This window comes from Polaribacter sp. AHE13PA, assembly GCF_019278505.1.
Classification (GTDB): domain Bacteria; phylum Bacteroidota; class Bacteroidia; order Flavobacteriales; family Flavobacteriaceae; genus Polaribacter.
Genome location: NZ_CP058985.1, coordinates 2818826 through 2835982, shown reverse-complemented (window position 1 = coordinate 2835982; position 17157 = coordinate 2818826). Strand labels below are relative to the sequence as shown.

16 protein-coding genes are annotated in these 17157 nt (G+C 27.4%); 15 read left to right on the top strand and 1 reads right to left on the bottom strand.

Annotation, left to right across the window (positions count from 1 at the left end; all coding sequences use genetic code 11):
* Positions 1–47 precede the first annotated feature (47 nt).
* Positions 48–1226, bottom strand: coding sequence for an acyl-CoA dehydrogenase family protein (locus tag H0I28_RS12185; RefSeq protein WP_218731754.1), 1179 nt, complete (start codon positions 1224–1226; stop codon positions 48–50).
* A 196-nt stretch (positions 1227–1422) separates the two neighbouring features.
* Here H0I28_RS12185 and rnpA point away from each other — a divergent pair, with 196 nt between their 5' ends.
* From rnpA to H0I28_RS12110, 15 genes are read left to right on the top strand one after another with little or no spacing between them, the layout of a single operon-like run.
* The gene (rnpA, locus tag H0I28_RS12180) at positions 1423–1815 is read left to right on the top strand and encodes a ribonuclease P protein component (RefSeq protein WP_218731753.1); all 393 of its coding nucleotides are present in this window, start codon (positions 1423–1425) and stop codon (positions 1813–1815) included.
* On the top strand, positions 1802–3433 hold the full coding sequence (locus H0I28_RS12175) for a S41 family peptidase (protein ID WP_218759274.1): 1632 nt from the start codon (positions 1802–1804) through the stop codon (positions 3431–3433). The genes rnpA and H0I28_RS12175 overlap by 14 nt, the downstream gene beginning before the upstream one ends.
* A gap of 27 nt (positions 3434–3460) precedes the next feature.
* Positions 3461–5140: a hypothetical protein gene (locus H0I28_RS12170; protein WP_218731751.1), complete on the top strand. Its 1680-nt coding sequence runs from the start codon at positions 3461–3463 to the stop codon at positions 5138–5140.
* A 33-nt stretch (positions 5141–5173) separates the two neighbouring features.
* Complete coding sequence (locus H0I28_RS12165; RefSeq protein ID WP_218759273.1) at positions 5174–6211, top strand: hypothetical protein; 1038 nt, start codon at positions 5174–5176, stop codon at positions 6209–6211.
* A gap of 3 nt (positions 6212–6214) precedes the next feature.
* Positions 6215–7222 carry a dTDP-glucose 4,6-dehydratase gene (gene rfbB, locus H0I28_RS12160; RefSeq protein ID WP_218759272.1) on the top strand — a complete coding sequence of 336 codons (1008 nt, stop codon included), beginning with the start codon at positions 6215–6217 and terminating at the stop codon, positions 7220–7222.
* Between the two features lie 2 nt (positions 7223–7224).
* Positions 7225–8079: a glucose-1-phosphate thymidylyltransferase RfbA gene (gene rfbA, locus H0I28_RS12155; RefSeq protein ID WP_218759271.1), complete on the top strand. Its 855-nt coding sequence runs from the start codon at positions 7225–7227 to the stop codon at positions 8077–8079.
* Positions 8079–8633 carry a dTDP-4-dehydrorhamnose 3,5-epimerase gene (gene rfbC / locus H0I28_RS12150; protein WP_218759270.1) on the top strand — a complete coding sequence of 185 codons (555 nt, stop codon included), beginning with the start codon at positions 8079–8081 and terminating at the stop codon, positions 8631–8633. The genes rfbA and rfbC overlap by 1 nt, the downstream gene beginning before the upstream one ends.
* Before the next feature lie 59 nt (positions 8634–8692).
* Positions 8693–9385: a glycosyltransferase family 32 protein gene (locus tag H0I28_RS12145; protein ID WP_218731746.1), complete on the top strand. Its 693-nt coding sequence runs from the start codon at positions 8693–8695 to the stop codon at positions 9383–9385.
* Positions 9378–10562 carry a hypothetical protein gene (locus H0I28_RS12140; RefSeq protein ID WP_218759269.1) on the top strand — a complete coding sequence of 395 codons (1185 nt, stop codon included), beginning with the start codon at positions 9378–9380 and terminating at the stop codon, positions 10560–10562. The genes H0I28_RS12145 and H0I28_RS12140 overlap by 8 nt, the downstream gene beginning before the upstream one ends.
* Entirely contained in the window at positions 10552–11943 is a 1392-nt protein-coding gene (locus H0I28_RS12135) for an O-antigen ligase (protein ID WP_218759268.1), read from the top strand. The genes H0I28_RS12140 and H0I28_RS12135 overlap by 11 nt, the downstream gene beginning before the upstream one ends.
* Positions 11936–12730, top strand: a complete 795-nt coding sequence (locus H0I28_RS12130) for a glycosyltransferase (RefSeq protein WP_218731743.1) — start codon at positions 11936–11938, stop codon at positions 12728–12730. Before H0I28_RS12135 ends, H0I28_RS12130 begins: the two co-directional genes overlap by 8 nt.
* Positions 12727–13917, top strand: a complete 1191-nt coding sequence (locus tag H0I28_RS12125) for an O-antigen ligase (RefSeq protein WP_218731742.1) — start codon at positions 12727–12729, stop codon at positions 13915–13917. Before H0I28_RS12130 ends, H0I28_RS12125 begins: the two co-directional genes overlap by 4 nt.
* The gene (locus H0I28_RS12120) at positions 13914–15005 is read left to right on the top strand and encodes a glycosyltransferase (protein WP_218731741.1); all 1092 of its coding nucleotides are present in this window, start codon (positions 13914–13916) and stop codon (positions 15003–15005) included. Before H0I28_RS12125 ends, H0I28_RS12120 begins: the two co-directional genes overlap by 4 nt.
* Entirely contained in the window at positions 15006–16361 is a 1356-nt protein-coding gene (locus H0I28_RS12115) for an exopolysaccharide biosynthesis polyprenyl glycosylphosphotransferase (RefSeq protein ID WP_218759267.1), read from the top strand.
* The gene (locus H0I28_RS12110; RefSeq protein WP_218731739.1) at positions 16362–17117 is read left to right on the top strand and encodes a glycosyltransferase; all 756 of its coding nucleotides are present in this window, start codon (positions 16362–16364) and stop codon (positions 17115–17117) included. It abuts the gene before it with no gap.
* The last annotated feature ends 40 nt before the right edge of the window (positions 17118–17157 follow it).

Genomic DNA, 17157 nt, shown 5'->3' with positions numbered 1-17157 from the left:
TGTCTTAATTTCAACATTTGTTAAACGTTTAACTAAATGTTAAAAAACTACTTAAAAGCACTTAAACCTGTTACGTCTAAACCTGTAATTAATAAGTGTATGTCATGAGTACCTTCATAGGTAATTACACTTTCCAGATTCATCATGTGTCGCATTATAGAATATTCTCCAGTAATGCCCATTCCGCCTAACATTTGTCTAGCTTCTCTTGCAATATGAATAGCCATGTCTACGTTATTTCTTTTTGCCATAGAAATCTGAGCGGAAGTTGCTTTTCCTTCATTTTTTAAAGTACCCAATCTCCATGCTAATAATTGTGCTTTGGTGATTTCAGTAATCATTTCAGCTAATTTTTTTTGTTGTAGTTGAAATTGACCAATCGGTTTGCCAAACTGTTCGCGTTCTTTACAATAACGTAAGGCGGTATCGTAACAATCCATTGCAGCACCAATTGCGCCCCAAGCAATTCCGAATCTTGCAGAATCTAAACAACCTAAAGGTGCTCCTAATCCAGATTTATTAGGCAATAAATTTTCTTTAGGCACTTTTACATTATCAAAAATAAGTTCTCCTGTTGCAGATGCACGCAAAGACCATTTATTATGTGTGGTAGGCGTAGTAAAACCTTCCATTCCGCGTTCTACCAATAAACCATGAATTCTACCTTCTTCATTTTTTGCCCAAACCACTGCAACTTGAGCAAAAGGAGCGTTAGAAATCCACATTTTTGCACCATTTAAAAGATAATGATCTCCCATATCTTTAAACTTGGTTTCCATTCCGCTAGGGTTAGAACCATGGTTTGGTTCTGTTAATCCAAAACAGCCCATCCACTCGCCAGAAGCTAACTTTGGTAAATACTTTTTACGTTGTGCTTCATTTCCATATTTATAAATAGGATACATTACTAATGAAGATTGTACAGAAGCAGTAGAACGAACTCCAGAATCTCCACGTTCAATTTCTTGCATAATCAATCCGTAAGAAATTTGATCTAATCCTGCACCACCATATGCTGAAGGAATGTAAGGGCCAAAAGCACCAATTTCTGCCAAACCACTAATAATTTGAGTTGGAAATTCTGCTTTCTGAGCATACTCTTCAATAATAGGAGAAACGTCTCGTTTTACCCATTCTCGAGCTGCAGTTCTTACTAGTTTGTGTTCTTCGGATAATAAATCATCTAGATTATAATAATCTGGCGCTTGAAAAAGATCTTGTTTCATAAGTTTACATCTAAAAATGGATTCGAATTTAATCTTATTTTTTGAACAATATGTGTGTTTTTAAACAAATATATTGATTGTTGTTTAATATTTATGTTTTCATTTATCAGAAATGAAACTTTAATAAAGCAATAAATATGAAAGTTAAAGATACAAAATCTATAAAAAGTAGATGATTTCTATTAAGTTTGTATGCATGAAGCATACCTTAGGAAAAGAAGAGCGTTTAAAAAGTAAAAAGCTCATAGAAAAACTTTATGTAGAGAGAAATTCTGTGAAGGCGTATCCTCTTAGAATGATTTATTTACAAACAGATCATACCTCAGAATTCCCAGCTCAAGTGGGAGTTTCTGTTCCTAAACGTAATTTTAAACTGGCTGTAGACAGAAATAGAATTAAGCGGTTAATGCGAGAATCTTATCGTTTGCAAAAAGAAATTGTCTACAATAATTTAGAGCAACCTTATGTTTTTATGATTTCGTATATTGGGAAAGATAAATGTACTTATGACGAGATATTCTTAAAAATGGAAAAATTACTAACTCGGTTTGTTAGTGAAGTAAAAAATAAAAAAAATGAAGAGGTTTAAGTTTTCAAAAAATACAATTATTGTTCTTTTAGTAGGAACAATCTTTTTATCGTTTGCATTTAAATCGAAATTCTTTGAGGTTGCAAAGCAAATTGAAATTTACAATACATTATTTAAAGAGTTAAATATGTATTATGTAGATGAAATTAACCCTGCAGAATTAACAAATAGCGCTATTAAAAATACGCTTAAAGATTTAGATCCTTATACCAATTTTTACAATGAGCAAGATGTAGAAAATGCAAAAATCTTAAGAGAAGGAGAGTATGGCGGTATTGGAGTTTCTGTTTATTATATAAAACAAGGAATTCAGATTAAAGAAATTTTTAAGGGATATTCGGCAGATAAAGCAGGTTTAAAACCTGGAGATATTATTGTTTCTATTGATGGCCAATCTGTAAAAGATATGGAAAGTGAGCAACTTTCTATGTTGATAAAAGGAACACCAAATAGTACTTTTTCTGCAGAGATAGAAAGACAAGGGAAAAGGATTCAGAAAGAAATAATTAGGGATAAAGTGGTTATAAATCCAGTGCCTTTTTCTGAAATGATTGATGAAGAAACGGGGTATATTGTATTAACACGCTTTAATGAAAAAGCGTCATCCGAAGTAAAAAAAGCATTTAGAAAATTAAAGAAGGCAGGTATGAAGCAACTGGTTTTCGATTTAAGAGGAAATCCAGGAGGTTCTTTGTTAGAATCTATAAATATTGCTAATTTCTTTTTACCAAAAGGAGAGGTAATTGTTTCTACAAAAGCAAAAGTTAAAAAATGGAGCAATACGTATAAAAGCACTAATGATCCTTTAGACTTAGAAATACCGATTGTAGTTTTAGTAAATGGACGTTCTGCTTCGGCATCAGAAATTGTAAGTGGTTCTTTGCAAGATTATGATAGGGCGGTAATTATGGGGCAGCGTTCTTTTGGAAAAGGATTGGTACAGCGTTATAGAAAATTGACATACGGTACCCAATTAAAATTAACAATTTCTAAGTATTATACACCAAGTGGTCGATGTATTCAGGAGTTAGATTATGCTAATAGAGATAAAAACGGAAAAGTTCCTAAATTTTCTGATTCAGGAATCAATGAGTTTAAAACGGCAAACGGAAGAAAAGTATATGATGGAGGTGGTGTTTTACCAGATGTAGTTATTAAAACATCAGAAAAAACGGAAGCAACTGAGATGATCTTAAACTCTAAAGTTATTTTTAATTTTTCTGTAAACTATTATTATCAGCATCCATCAATAGAAAGTGCTCTTAATTTTGAATTTAAAGAGGCTGATTTTAATAAGTTTACTAATTATTTAGAGTTAGATACCACATTTGTTACCAGGCAAGAAGCTTTGTTTAAAGAAGCATATAAAGCTATAACAGTAAATAATATTTCTAATGAATATGAGAAAATTAAAAAAAAATTATTTAAAAATAAAGTAGATGAAATCACTAAGAATAAGGATATTCTTAAAATAGTTCTTGAAGAAGAAATTCTAAATAAATACTATTTTGATGAGGGTGTATATAATCATAAATTAAAGAATGATTTGGTTATAAGAGAAGCGGTTAACGTATTAAAGAACCAAGAAAAATATAAGCAAATTTTATCCGCTAAATAATTTTATATTTGAAAATTAAAATTGAAAATGACAAAAATAAATAAAACAGATAGAACTAGAGCTCACGAGTCTACAAATGCAATAGAAAAATTATATATTTCTATGCGTCATTTATTTAGTAGAGGTTTTTACAAACCAATGGGTATTTCTGGAGAAACTTTACGTAAATCTTTACTTTTATTAAGACCAGAAATTTATGGTTCAATTGCAGAAGAAAGAATTGAGTTAAGCGGGTTAATATATGTAATAGAAAGGCTTCCGAGAGGAATTGAAGAATGCCAATTTATAAACTTAACTGCAGATGAAGGCTATAGTAGTTCTCATTTCGAAAGCATAATTCCGCCTAAAAGAAGAAGGAATTGTTATAGAATAGACAAAGACCAAATGAATATAGAAATTACACGTGGTCGTTCTGAAATTTATGATATTCTTACACACTTAACTTTTTTATTTATAGAATCTCACAAAATTCAAAAAAGAGTAACAATAAACGAAGGAACAGATTTTATTAGAGAATGGAAATATTTAGAAGATATTGTTATTTATAATAAACAAATTACCGACCAAGAAAGAGAGGTTGCTATTGCGCATTTAAGTAATATTTTAGGAAGAACTTTTGAGGAAGTAATAGATATTCATAAAGCATTTGCAACATCAGAAAAAAAAGATCGTTTTTTTCACTTAATTTATTGGTTAGGTAAATTAGCAATCAATGAAGTTTTAGAGAATAAGAAGAGAAAAGTTACTTTTAGCTCTGTTTTAATTGAAGAAATCGGACATCACATTTATGGTGATATTTGGGCAAATAATATTAAAAAGGTACTAAAAGAAAATAGTCTGCTTAAAAGACCAATTCATATTATTAGTGCCAACATGCACAGTGTATTAAACTCTATTTATGCCAAAGGTGCGTTGCCAAAAGAAGCCGAAGAGCATGAAGGTTTTGGGCTGTTTCAGTTATTAAGTAATTCTGATAGTAAGCCTTTGCAAAAAGCGGTTAAAGAATATGCATCAGAAAATGGATTGATCTATATTAAAGATACTTCTGGTACAAATATTAACGTTCAAGTAATAGATACAGAAAAAATTAATTTTGAAGATTCTCCGTATGAAAAAGTAAATTCTGTAAATAAGAAGCCTGTTATAATTGTAATGGATTATGCTTTTGGTGAGCAAGCTTACGAAACTATGGATGAGCTTTTAAAACCTTATAAAAATACGAAGAAGAAAAATCATTTAGATGTAAAATCTGTTTCTATAATGGGTAAAGCAGGTATTTTAGAAGGTGGTAAAGGAGATATTATGATTCCTACTGCGCATATTTTTGAAGGTACTGCAGATAATTATCCATTTAAAAATGAGTTGTCTAAAGAAGATTTAGAAGGTTTTGGTGTAGAAGTTTTTGATGGTTCTATGATTTCTGTTTTAGGAACTTCATTACAGAATAAAGATTTGTTACAGTTTTTCCATGACTCTACATGGAATGTTATTGGTTTAGAAATGGAAGGTGCTCATTATCAAAAAGCAATACAATCTGCCTCTAAAATTAGAGGAAATATTTCTAAAAACGTAAAAGTAAGATATGCATATTATGCATCGGATAATCCGCTAGAAACAGGAGCAACATTAGCTTCTGGAGGTTTAGGGATGACAGGTGTTACACCAACATATGCGATTACACAAAAAATATTAGAACAAATTTTTTAAGAGTCTAAGACTAAAATATTATATCAAAAAAGAATGTCAACAAATCAAAAAAATAACGAAGAAGAAATAGATTTAGGTTCATTATTTGTACTTATCGGTAAAGGTTTTTCTAAGTTTTTTAATTTTATTGGAAGTATTTTTAAAGGAATTTTTAATTTTTTAATCATAATTTTAATCTTCTTTAAACAACACTTTATTAAGATTGCAATTGCAGCATTGGTAGGAGTTGTAGCAGGGGTTTTTTTGGAGGTGAAAAAGAAAGATCTTTATGGATCTGATTTACTTGTAAAACCGAATTTTGAAAGTACAAGGCAATTATATAATAATATAAATTATTATAATGACCTTGTAAGACAGAAAAAGACGGCAGATTTAGCTGAAATATTTAATCTAGACGAATCAACAGCTGCAAGTTTTAAGAAGTTTACAATCACTTCCATTGAAACTGAAAATGATATTATTGATTCTTACAATAAATTTATTTTGGCAGTAGATACAACTACTGTAAAGAGTTATAAATATGAGCAGTTTAAAAAAGCCTTCTCAAATTATGATTATAAAATTCATGAAATTCACGTAGTTTCAGAAAAAAACGACGTTTTTAATAATCTAGGAGATGTTATTATTTCTTCCGTAGTAAAGAATAAATATTTTAACAGATTAAAAGAGTTAAGTAATGAAAACCTAAATAGAACAGATTCTTTATTACGTCAAAATTTAGGTCAGGTAGATTCTTTAAGGAAGGTTTACATGCAGGTAATGGTTGAAGAGGCAAAAAAACAAAGTAACGGAACAAATATAGACTTAGGAGGTGTTAAGAGCACAACAAAAGAGTTAGAACTTTTTGAAACGAATAGAAGAATTAATGCAGAGTTAAGGGATGTTGTTAATGATAGATCTGAAGAATATGAGGTGATTAATGTAATTTCTAATTTTCAGGCGGTAGGATATAAAGTAAGTGGTGTTACGCAAAATTACGCCTTTTTATTAGCTATTTTAGGTGCGGGTCTTATGTTTTTATTTTTAATGATAAAACAATTAAATACATTTCTAAATAACTACAAAAAATAAATAATGCAAACAATTCTTATAACAGGTGGAGCGGGGTTTATAGGCTCTAATTTTATACCTTATTTTTTAAACGAACATAAAAATTACAAAGTAGTAAACTTAGATTTACTTACGTATGCAGGAGACCTTTCTAACTTATCTGAAATAGAAGATAATGAAAGGTATACTTTTGTAAAAGGAGATATTTGTGATAGAGATTTGGTAGAAAATCTTTTTAATCAATATAAATTTACGGGTGTTATTCATTTTGCAGCAGAATCTCATGTAGATAATTCTATTAAAAACCCTGATGCATTTGTTAGAACAAACGTCTTTGGAACTTTTAATTTACTAGATGTAGCTAAAAAATATTGGATGGAAAGTCCGAATGTATTTATAGAAGGTTTTGAAAATTCAAGATTCTTACATGTTTCTACAGATGAGGTATATGGTACTTTAGGAGAAACAGGTTTGTTTACAGAAGAAACTCCTTATGCACCAAATAGCCCTTATAGTGCTTCTAAAGCATCATCAGATTTTATGGTGAGAAGTTACTTTCATACGTTTGGGATGAATGTTGTAACCACCAATTGTTCTAACAATTATGGGCCAAAACAACATGACGAAAAACTGATTCCTACAATTATAAGAAAAGCAATTTCTGAGGAAAATATTCCCATTTATGGTGATGGAAAAAATATAAGAGACTGGTTGTACGTATTAGACCATTGTACTGGAATAGCGCTTGCTTTTAAAGAAGGTAAATTAGGGGAAACCTACAATATTGGTGGTAAAAATGAACGAAATAATTTATATATAGCAAATGCTATTTGTGAAATTTTAGACGAAGAAAAACCAAAAGAAAAATCGTACAAAGAACAAATTAGTTTTGTAGAAGACAGAGCGGGTCATGATTTTAGATATGCAATTGATGCATCAAAAATAGAAAATAAATTAAACTGGAAAGCTCAAGAAAATTTTGAGACGGGTATTAGAAAAACCATTCAGTGGTATTTAGAAAAATATAGTTAGATATGAAAGGAATAGTTTTAGCAGGAGGTTCTGGTACAAGATTACACCCACTTACATTGGCAGTAAGTAAACAGTTAATGCCAGTGTATGATAAACCGATGATTTACTACCCTCTTTCCACTTTAATTTCTGCAGGAATAAGAGAGATCTTAATTATTTCTACACCGCAAGATTTACCCTTGTTTAAAAAGCTTTTAGGAAATGGAAATCAAATTGGTTGTAGTTTTGAGTATGAAGTGCAAGCAGAACCAAATGGTTTGGCAGAAGCCTTTATTATAGGTGAAAAATTTATAGGCAAAGATAAAGTTGCCTTAATTTTAGGAGATAATATCTTTTATGGTTCAGGGTTGTCTAATTTGTTAAAAGCAAATAATAATCCAGATGGAGGTATTGTGTATGCATACCATGTAAATGATCCTGAAAGATATGGTGTGGTAGAATTTGATGACAATCAGAAAGCAATTTCAATAGAAGAAAAACCAGAAAAACCAAAGTCTAATTATGCGGTTCCTGGTATTTATTTTTATGATAATGAGGTTGTAAAAATTGCTAAAAATATAAAGCCAAGTAAAAGAGGAGAGTTAGAAATAACAGAAGTTAACAATGTGTATTTAAAAAAAGGGAAACTATCTGTAGAAATTTTAGATAGAGGAACTGCTTGGTTAGATACAGGTACTTTTGACTCTTTAATGCAAGCAGGTCAATTTGTACAAGTAATTGAAGAAAGACAAGGCTTAAAAGTTGGTTCTATAGAAGAAGCTGCTTACAGAGCTGGTTTTATAACAAAAAAAGAAATGATAGAAATAACAAAGCCTTTGTTAAAAAGCGGTTATTCTAATAATTTATTAAAAATATAATGAAAGTTACAGAAACAAGTTTAAAAGGATGTTATGTTATAGAACCTCTTTTTTTTAAAGATAATAGAGGTTGTTTTTTATTAGAATATAATAAAAAAGAGTTTGAAGAAAAAACGGGATTTAAAGGAGATTTTGTTCTAGGAAATCAATCTACATCTCAATATGGAGTTGTAAGGGGGTTGCATTTACAAAGAGGAGAATTTGCACAAGCAAAATTAGTACGAGTTGTAAAAGGTAAAATTTTAGATGTTGCCGTTGATGCTAGAAAAGGTTCTGAAACTCTTGGAAAGGTATTTTCAGTAGAATTATCGGAAGAAAATAATAAGCAATTACTTGTTCCAAGAGGTTTTTTACATGGCTTTTCTGTTTTAGAAGATGATACAATTGTGTCTTATAAATGTGATAATTATTATCAACCAGAAGCAGAAGATGGTGTTTTATTTAATGATAAAGATTTAGATATTGATTGGGGTATACCTTTAGGTGAAATTACATTGTCTGAGAAGGATACTAAGTTAAAAACGTTTAAAGAGTTTATAAAAGTAACAAAATAGAAAGGTTTATAATTGTAATATAAGAAGCTAACTATAAATAATTTCTAAAACTAAAATCTATGATTCCTAAAATTATACATTCAATTTGGGTTGGTGGTAAAGAAAAACCTAAATTGGTAAAACAATGTGAGAAGTCTTGGGAAAAATATTGTGGGAATTATGAATTTATCGAATGGAATGAGGATAACTTTGATTTTAATAAAGCACCTTTATTTGTAAATGAAGCTTATCAAAAAAAAAAGTGGGCTTTTGTTTCGGATTATATAAGACTTTGGGTGCTTTATAACTATGGAGGAGTTTACCTTGATTCTGATATGGAGCTACTAAAAAATATTGATGACTTCTTGGTTAATAAAAGTTTTACTGGGTTTGAGGATGATGTTTCTGTACAAAGCAGTATAATAGGTAGTGTGAAAAATAACGATTTAATAAAAGAGTTATTAAGTTATTATGATGATAAATCGTTTATTTTAGAAGACGGATTAAATACAATTACGAATGTAGAAATAATATCAAGTATTTTAAATAAAAAAGGACTTATAAAAAATAACAAAGAACAATTAATTCTTGATAATTTAAGAATTTATCCAAGTGATTTTTTCTGTCCCAAAAGCTTTACAAATGGTAAAATTGTAATCAGTAGAAATACTTTTGGAATTCATCACTTTAATATGTCTTGGATTAGTCCTGCAAAAAAAATATCCATTAAACTAGGACAGTTTTATAGAAGAATTCTTAATAAAAATGTTTAAAAATATTTTCAAAATATTATCATCGCATATTATTGTTAAGTCTTTGGGACTTGCCAATATAGCTGTTGTATTAATTTTTTTATCGATTAGAGACTTTGGTGAGTATAGTTATTCTCTCCTTCTATTGCATTTAGGAGCAATAATTATAGATCCTTTTTTATCTTCTTATTTAGTTGATTTTAAAACATATAGTTATAAGAAGTTTAATTTTGGAATTTTATTTTTATCCATTTTATTAGCGCCTCTTTTTTTTTATATAATTTCACATTTAAATCCTAAGTTAAATTTATATCTGTTTTTTTTATTTATAACAACATTTATAATTGGTACATCTTTAAAATCATATTTAAATGTTAAAGAAAGGTATTATAATTATGGTATTGTTGATGTAGTTAGGCAAGTAAGTATTTTTGGTACAACCATTCTTTTCTTTTATGTTTTAGACTCTAATAATTATTTAGAGTTACTAGAAATCAACTACTTAGTTTCGTTTTTAGCCATGGTGTTTTTAGGTGTTCTTTTTGTAAAGAAAAGAGAGGTAGAGTTTAGTATTACTTTTGATAAATTAAAAACTTTATTATTTAGGTCTAAGTTTTTAATTTTTTACACTGCTTTAATTCCTTTTATTTCTTTTATTGATTCTTATTTTGTAGATGCATATTTGTCTGAAAAAAGCTTAGGTATTTACTCTTTTTCTTTAAAAGTTTATAATATTTCATTAATGTTAGTTGTGCCAATTTTTACGGTTTTAAACATCAAACAAATAGAAATTGCCAAAAATGATGATTATATACTATTTGTTAAAAAAAGTTTTAAAAAGGTCTTGTTATTTTCTTTTGCTCTTTTTTTAATTGCAATTCTTTTTAATTTTATCATTACACATTATATTTACAAAGAATATATTATTTCTTTTTGGAATACTAACATTTTAATGTTGGGTGCCTTTATTACGTATGTAACATTGCCATTTTCTTTTTTAATTGCTTACAGAAAGTATAAGTATTTATTTTCTTTAGGTGTATTAGCTATTTTATTTAATATTATTGTCAATTATTTTTTTATTGAGAAATACGGAATGCGTATAGCTGCTTTTTCAACCTTTTTATCTCAATTAATCATTAACCTAGGATCGGCTATTCTTTCATATATTTTGTTAAATAAAAAGAATGAGAATTAGTTTAAAAGAAGTATATACATTTTTATTTTTTCTAGGGATTTTCTTTATTCCCTTTAATTCGTATGTGGGTATTTCTTTTTTAGGAGAATACAGAAAGGATGGTGCAATTGTTTTATTTCTACTAGCATCGATGTTCTTTTTTTTAGATTCTTTTTTTAAAAAGAATCTAAAAATACCAGTAAAAAACCTTTTTTTTCAGTTTTTAATCCTCTTTGTAGGCTGGTTATTTATTTCTACGTTATTAAATTTCACTTCAATTTATGAGAATTACTTAAAACATACATCTGGGTTTAATCGGTTTTTTAGACAATTTTTAGCGCTCTCAATAGCTTTAATCTTATTTGTTACTGCCTATAACATTTTTAGTAACTATAAATTGAAAACAATATTTCTTCGATTAAGAAAAATACTTTTGTATTCCTTTGTTTTTATTTCGTTTTATTCCTTTATAGAAATTTTAATTTTAGTTTTTAATCTATCTTTTTTAAAAAGTTTTTTTCAACTATTTGATTATTTCCCTTTTACAGAAACAAGTTTAGATTTTAATTTTAAAAGAATTTCTTCTGTTGCTTATGAACCTCCTTTTTTAGCAATTTATTTGATTACAGTAGGTGGGTGGATGTTTAGTTATATTTTAACTTCAAAAGGAGTAAAAAAATACATACCAACTATAGTTGTTTTTATATTAACTTTTTTTTCAGGATCTAGAACAGCGTTAATTGTTGTGATATTTCAATTTATATTTTTTATAGGGGTTGTATTTTCAATTAATATTAAATTTCAGAAAGTTATACAGAGGTTTTTGCTTTTATTTAGTGCATTAATTATTTTGTTGTTTGTTTTTAATGGCAAAAAAGTAGCAGAGGCAGTTGAAACTAAATTAAGTACACTTAATTTTAAAAAAAACCTAACAAAAAGTATTTCTAATAGATCTAGGTTTGGTATTCAATACACATCATTATTAGTATTTGAAGAGAACCCCATTGTTGGTGTTGGTTTTGGCCAACAAGCTTATCATTTAAAAGATAAATATCCTAAATGGGCTACTCATAATAATTATGAGTTTAAGGAATATTATTTAAATGATAAAGATACATCCTTTCCTCCAGGCTTCAATCTTTATACTAGATTGTTAGCCGAAACAGGAATCATAGGAGTTTTAATTTTTGTGTCATTTATTTTTTTAATTATGCGACAATGTAAAAAGCTAATTAAAAGCAGAAATGACATAGAAAAAATAGTACCTATTGTATTACTTATTTCATTTATTGGGTTTTCAATAAATTGGTTGCAATTTGATAGTTTTAGAATTTATGGATTTTGGATTTGTTTAGCGTTATTAATATTGCAAATTCAACAGAAAAAAATAGAAAATGAATAGAGTTATTTTGTTAATTCCCCATTTTAACAACCCAATTGGGCTTTATAAATCTTTAAAGTCAATAAACAAAGAGGAATTCTTAGATGTCATTATTGTAGATGATGGGAGTGCCATTAAATTTGATGAAAACACGGTTAGATCTTCTTATTTAGCTAATGGAGAAGTTTATTTTGAATACCTTCCAGAGAATAAAGGGATCGAAATTGCTTTAAATAAAGGCTTAGAGTTTATTTTGAAGAAAGAATACGAGTTCACAGCGAGATTAGATTGTGGAGATGTTTGTATAGAAGAAAGGTTTAAAATACAAGAATCATTTTTAGATTTTAATAAAGAGATTGTGTTAGTTGGCAGTAACGTAGAATTTGTAGATTTAAAGGGAAATTTGGTCTATACTTTAAAAGTGCCAGAAAAAGATAAACTTATTAGAAAAAAGATGTTTATTAACGCCATGCATATTCATCCAACCATTATGTTTAGAAATAGTATTTTAGATACTATTGGTTTATATCCTGTTAACTATAAGGCAGCAGAAGATTATGCGTTTTTTTTTAATGTAACAAATAACTTTAAAGTTGCTAATATTAATAAGGTTTTAGTAAAATGTGAGATAAATCCAAAAGGAATTTCTACACTTTTAAGAAAGAAACAAGCAAAAAATAGAGTAGTCTTGATACTAAATAACTTTTATTTAGGTTTATATCCTATATATGGTTTGTTAAGAAGCTGTCTGCTCTACATTTTACCATTATCTCTTTTAATTAAATTAAAAAGTATTATTAAGAATTGATAGTAAAAAAAATAGATAATTTATTTGATATTGTTTTTTCAGTATTATTATTATCATTGCCAATATCAGTGGCAATCCCAAACATATTATTAGGAGTTCTTTTTTTAATTTTCTTATTCAAAAAAGACAAAGTTATATTGTCTAATACATATAGTAAGTTAGTAGTTATATATGTTTTATATATTATTTTTAAGGCAACCTTCTTTAATACCTTCCTAGAAAATTTTAATATATATAAGCAGTTGCTTGTTATTCTTGCTTTAAGTTTTTTATTTTTTAATGTTAAAAATGTAACTTTAGTTATAAAAGGATACATTTTAGGTGTTTCTTTTGCGATTATACTTTCTTTTTTTAAAATTTTAAAATTTTATCTTTCTTTTAAAGCCTTGCCTTTTGGTAACACTGCAGAAGTGCAAGATTTAATTTTAATTCATAGACCTTATTTTGGTTTTATGTGTTTAATTGCAATTGTTTTAATAGACATATTGTTTCTTAAACTTAAATTAAAAGCAGAAAAAATAACTTATTTAGTGCTAGCTTTTTTAATTGCTGTTTTTCTTTATGTTATTGTTGCTAGATTGGCATTATTCTTATTGGTCATTTATTTGGTCATAAGAAGTATAACTTATCTTAAGTTTTCAAGGACTAAGTCAGTTTTAGGATTCATTACCATTGTAGTTCTAATCACGATTTTTTTTTCAAAGAATAAAAATTTGAAAGATAGATTACATATAGAAAATTCTTATAGCCAGACAATTAAAGTATTAAAAAACCAAGAGCCAAGGTTTGTTATTTGGGATTGTGTTTTTAACCAAATTAATGATTCGAAATTTAATTTTTATTTTGGTCATAATAATCGAAATACTATTCAGGATAATTTAAATAAGTGTTATAAGGATAATATAGATAATATTTCTAAAAGAGATTATTATCTAAAAACTGCGTTTAATACTCATAATCAATTTTTAGATATTTTCTTAGAAGGAGGTATTGTTGGTTTAACATTAATGTTATCAATTTTATTTTTTTCTTTGTATACATTTAAAGATAGTTTTAATTCGATATTTGTTATATGTTCCTTTGTACTTTTTTTAATGGTAGAGAATTTATTTCATAGGCAATTGGGTGTATATTTATTTGGTGTTTTTATACCTTTATTTCATAAAATTACGAAAGAAAAAAAATGAAAATAGAAAAAAAAATATTAGTGATGGATTGGTTAGATGCCTATGCAGGGTCAGAACAGGTTGTAAAATATTTACATCAAAAATACAATTTTGATAAAGTTTATGTTTTAATAAATATAATGCCAAAAGAAAATTTAAAAAAAATATTTGGTAATAAAGTGATTCCTATAGAAACGACTTTTTTAAAAATATTTGGGAGTAAGTTTAGAGCAGCATTACCTCTTTTTCCTTTTTTCTTAAAACAATTAAAAGTTAAAGAAGAAAATGCACTTATTATAAGTGTTACACATTCTGTTGTAAAAGGAATAAGTTATAAAAAAAGTAGCAAACATATTTCTTATTTAGTAGCAAGAAATTTAAAATATGTTTGGGAAGAAAAAGAATTGTATTTTAAAGGCATAAAAAAAATAGGTTCTTTTATTATACCTTCAATGAGAAGGTTTGATATAAGAATGTCTAAAAAACCTACAGTAATAATATCTGTTTCCGATTTTGTATCTAATTGGGCAATAGATAAGTATAAAAGAAAAGTATATACTATTAATCCACCAGTAAATGTGGATGATTTTGAGTATTGTGAAGAAAAAGAAGATTTTTATGTATCTGTAGGTAGATTAGAGCCTTACAAAAGATATGATTTATTAATAGATGCATTTAATAAGAATGGAAAAAAATTAGTTATTATTGGAGACGGTTCCTTAATGAAAGAATTTAAAGATAAAGCAAATAAAAATATTGAGTTTAAAGGATATTTATTCCCAGAAGAATCTAAGCAATTATTAAAAAAAGCAAAAGCTTTTGTTTTTTGTGGTAAAGAAGATTTTGGAATAGCGCTTTTAGAACCACAGGTTTGTGGTACACCAGTAATTGCTTATGGATCTGGGGGGGCTTTAGATACAGTATTAGAAAATAAAACGGGAATATTCTTTAGAGAACAAACTGTAGCATCATTAACCGATGCGATTAATAAATTTGAAAGTATTAAGTTTAACTGCAAATCTATAAGAGAACATTCGTTAGGTTTTTCAATAGACAATTTTAAAAATAAATTTCATAAAAAAGTAATTGAAACCTTAGAATTAGATTAGATGAAAAAACGCTTTTCCTATTTAATAAGACCACTTCAAATATTTGTAGACCTACTTATTATCAACGTTATTGTTTATTTAATATATGATAAAGCATTTTTAAATGTTTACTTTCTATCATACATATCTGTTTTTTGGCTTGTTACAACTTATTTATTTGGGTTCTATAATGTATATAGGTATACAGGTTTACTAAGAGTTTCTACACTTTTAGGAAAACAATTTCTCCTTTTTATTCTAGGTTATTTTGCTTATTTCGGTTTCTTTAGAGAAGGAGAGGTTGTTAATAATCAGTTTTTAATTTTAATTTCTATAATTTTAAGTGTTTCTTTAGTAAAATTTTTGTGGCTTCTATTGTTAAAGAAATACAGGTCTCTTGGGAATAACTTTAGAACGACGATTGTAGTTGGTTTTGATGATTCTTCAAAAAATATTATTAAACTTTTTAAAAGTAAATCTAACTTAGGATATAGATATTTAGGCTTTTTCTCGGATAAAAAGTATAAGAATAGTGAATGTTTAGGAGATTTAGAAAGTGTGTTTAAATATGTAACAGATAATTTTGTAGATCAAATTTACTGCTCTTTGTCATCATTAAATGAAGATCAAATAAAAAAAATAAACAAGTTTGCAATTGATAAGGACATTGTTTTAAAACTGATACCAAACTCAAGTGAATTGTATAGTAAAAATCAGAGTGTAGAATATTATGACGATGCATTAATGGTTTTAAATGTAAATAAACTGCCCTTTGAGTTTGCGGAAAACTTTTACATTAAAAGAGTATTTGATGTCTTCTTTTCTTTATTCGTAATCATTTTTCTGTTATCATGGTTATTACCTATTTTATGGTTTTTAATCAAATTAGAATCTAAAGGACCTTTAATTTTTAAACAAGGAAGGGAAGGTATAAACGGAGAAGAATTTATATGTTACAAATTTAGATCTATGCAAATAAATGATTTATCAGATAAAATACATGCTACAAAAAATGATGCCAGAGTAACAAAGATTGGAGCGTTTTTACGCAAAACAAGTATGGATGAATTACCTCAGTTTTTTAATGTATTAGTTGGTGATATGAGTGTAGTTGGACCCAGACCACATTTAGAAAGTTTGTCTTTAGAGTATCAAAAAGATGTAGATGATTATTTAAAAAGACATATTGTAAAACCAGGAATTACTGGTTTAGCCCAAGTAAGTGGGTATAGAGGAGAAATAAAAAGAAGAACAGATATTAAAAATAGAGTAAGGTTAGATATTTTTTATATAGAAAATTGGTCATTTTTTTTAGATATCAAAATTATTTTACAGACCATTCTTAATGTTTTTAAAGGAGAAGAAAAGGCGTATTAGATGACAGGAAATGTTACACTTACAGCTACAATTGTTCTTTACAATGAAAATCTATCATCATTAAAAAAAACGATTGACTCTTTTTTAAAAATAAATTTAGATAAGAAACTTTTTTTAATTGATAATTCGCCTTCAAATACGTTACAGAAACACTTTGTTTCTTCTGAAATTGAATATATTTTTGTTGGAAAAAATATAGGTTTCGGTCGTGCTCATAATTTAGTTTTAGATAAAGTCAACTCTCAATTTCATCTGGTTTTAAATCCTGATGTAGAGTTTGATTCTCTAATTATTCCTATTCTAATTAGTAAATTAGAAGAAGAAAAAGATGTTTCTTTTATAACACCAAAAGTTATTTATCCAAATAAAGAAAAACAATACGTTTGTAGAAAACATCCAACTTTTTTTGATTTGATAAATAGAAAACTAAAGATCTCTAAAAATCAAATTTTAAAAAACGAGTATAGAAATAAAGATTTATCAAAACCATTTTATCCAGAATTTATTCATGGTTGTTTTATGCTTTTTAAAGCAGCCGATTTTAAAAATCTAAAAGGGTTCGATGAACGTTATTTCTTATATATGGAAGATGCTGATATTTGTAGAAAAATAGATGATTCAGGAAAAAAGAAACTATATTATCCAAACATAGAAATTACTCATCAACATCAAAAAGGTTCATCAAAAAATATTAAATTATTTTTTTATCACCTAGCATCCGCAATTAAATATTTTTTAAAATGGAGTTTTAGTTAAAATTAAACAATTATTAAAATTCATATTTCTAAAATGTCTT

Coding starts and splice junctions, on each gene's coding strand:
- rfbB (WP_218759272.1), top strand. CDS start 6,215: ATGCAAACAATTCTTATAACAGGTGGAGCGGGGTTTATAGGCTCTAAT.
- rfbA (WP_218759271.1), top strand. CDS start 7,225: ATGAAAGGAATAGTTTTAGCAGGAGGTTCTGGTACAAGATTACACCCA.
- H0I28_RS12170 (WP_218731751.1), top strand. CDS start 3,461: ATGACAAAAATAAATAAAACAGATAGAACTAGAGCTCACGAGTCTACA.
- H0I28_RS12165 (WP_218759273.1), top strand. CDS start 5,174: ATGTCAACAAATCAAAAAAATAACGAAGAAGAAATAGATTTAGGTTCA.
- rfbC (WP_218759270.1), top strand. CDS start 8,079: ATGAAAGTTACAGAAACAAGTTTAAAAGGATGTTATGTTATAGAACCT.
- H0I28_RS12110 (WP_218731739.1), top strand. CDS start 16,362: ATGACAGGAAATGTTACACTTACAGCTACAATTGTTCTTTACAATGAA.
- H0I28_RS12145 (WP_218731746.1), top strand. CDS start 8,693: ATGATTCCTAAAATTATACATTCAATTTGGGTTGGTGGTAAAGAAAAA.
- H0I28_RS12135 (WP_218759268.1), top strand. CDS start 10,552: ATGAGAATTAGTTTAAAAGAAGTATATACATTTTTATTTTTTCTAGGG.
- H0I28_RS12175 (WP_218759274.1), top strand. CDS start 1,802: ATGAAGAGGTTTAAGTTTTCAAAAAATACAATTATTGTTCTTTTAGTA.
- H0I28_RS12140 (WP_218759269.1), top strand. CDS start 9,378: ATGTTTAAAAATATTTTCAAAATATTATCATCGCATATTATTGTTAAG.
- H0I28_RS12130 (WP_218731743.1), top strand. CDS start 11,936: ATGAATAGAGTTATTTTGTTAATTCCCCATTTTAACAACCCAATTGGG.
- H0I28_RS12120 (WP_218731741.1), top strand. CDS start 13,914: ATGAAAATAGAAAAAAAAATATTAGTGATGGATTGGTTAGATGCCTAT.
- H0I28_RS12115 (WP_218759267.1), top strand. CDS start 15,006: ATGAAAAAACGCTTTTCCTATTTAATAAGACCACTTCAAATATTTGTA.
- rnpA (WP_218731753.1), top strand. CDS start 1,423: ATGAAGCATACCTTAGGAAAAGAAGAGCGTTTAAAAAGTAAAAAGCTC.
- H0I28_RS12185 (WP_218731754.1), bottom strand. CDS start 1,226: ATGAAACAAGATCTTTTTCAAGCGCCAGATTATTATAATCTAGATGAT.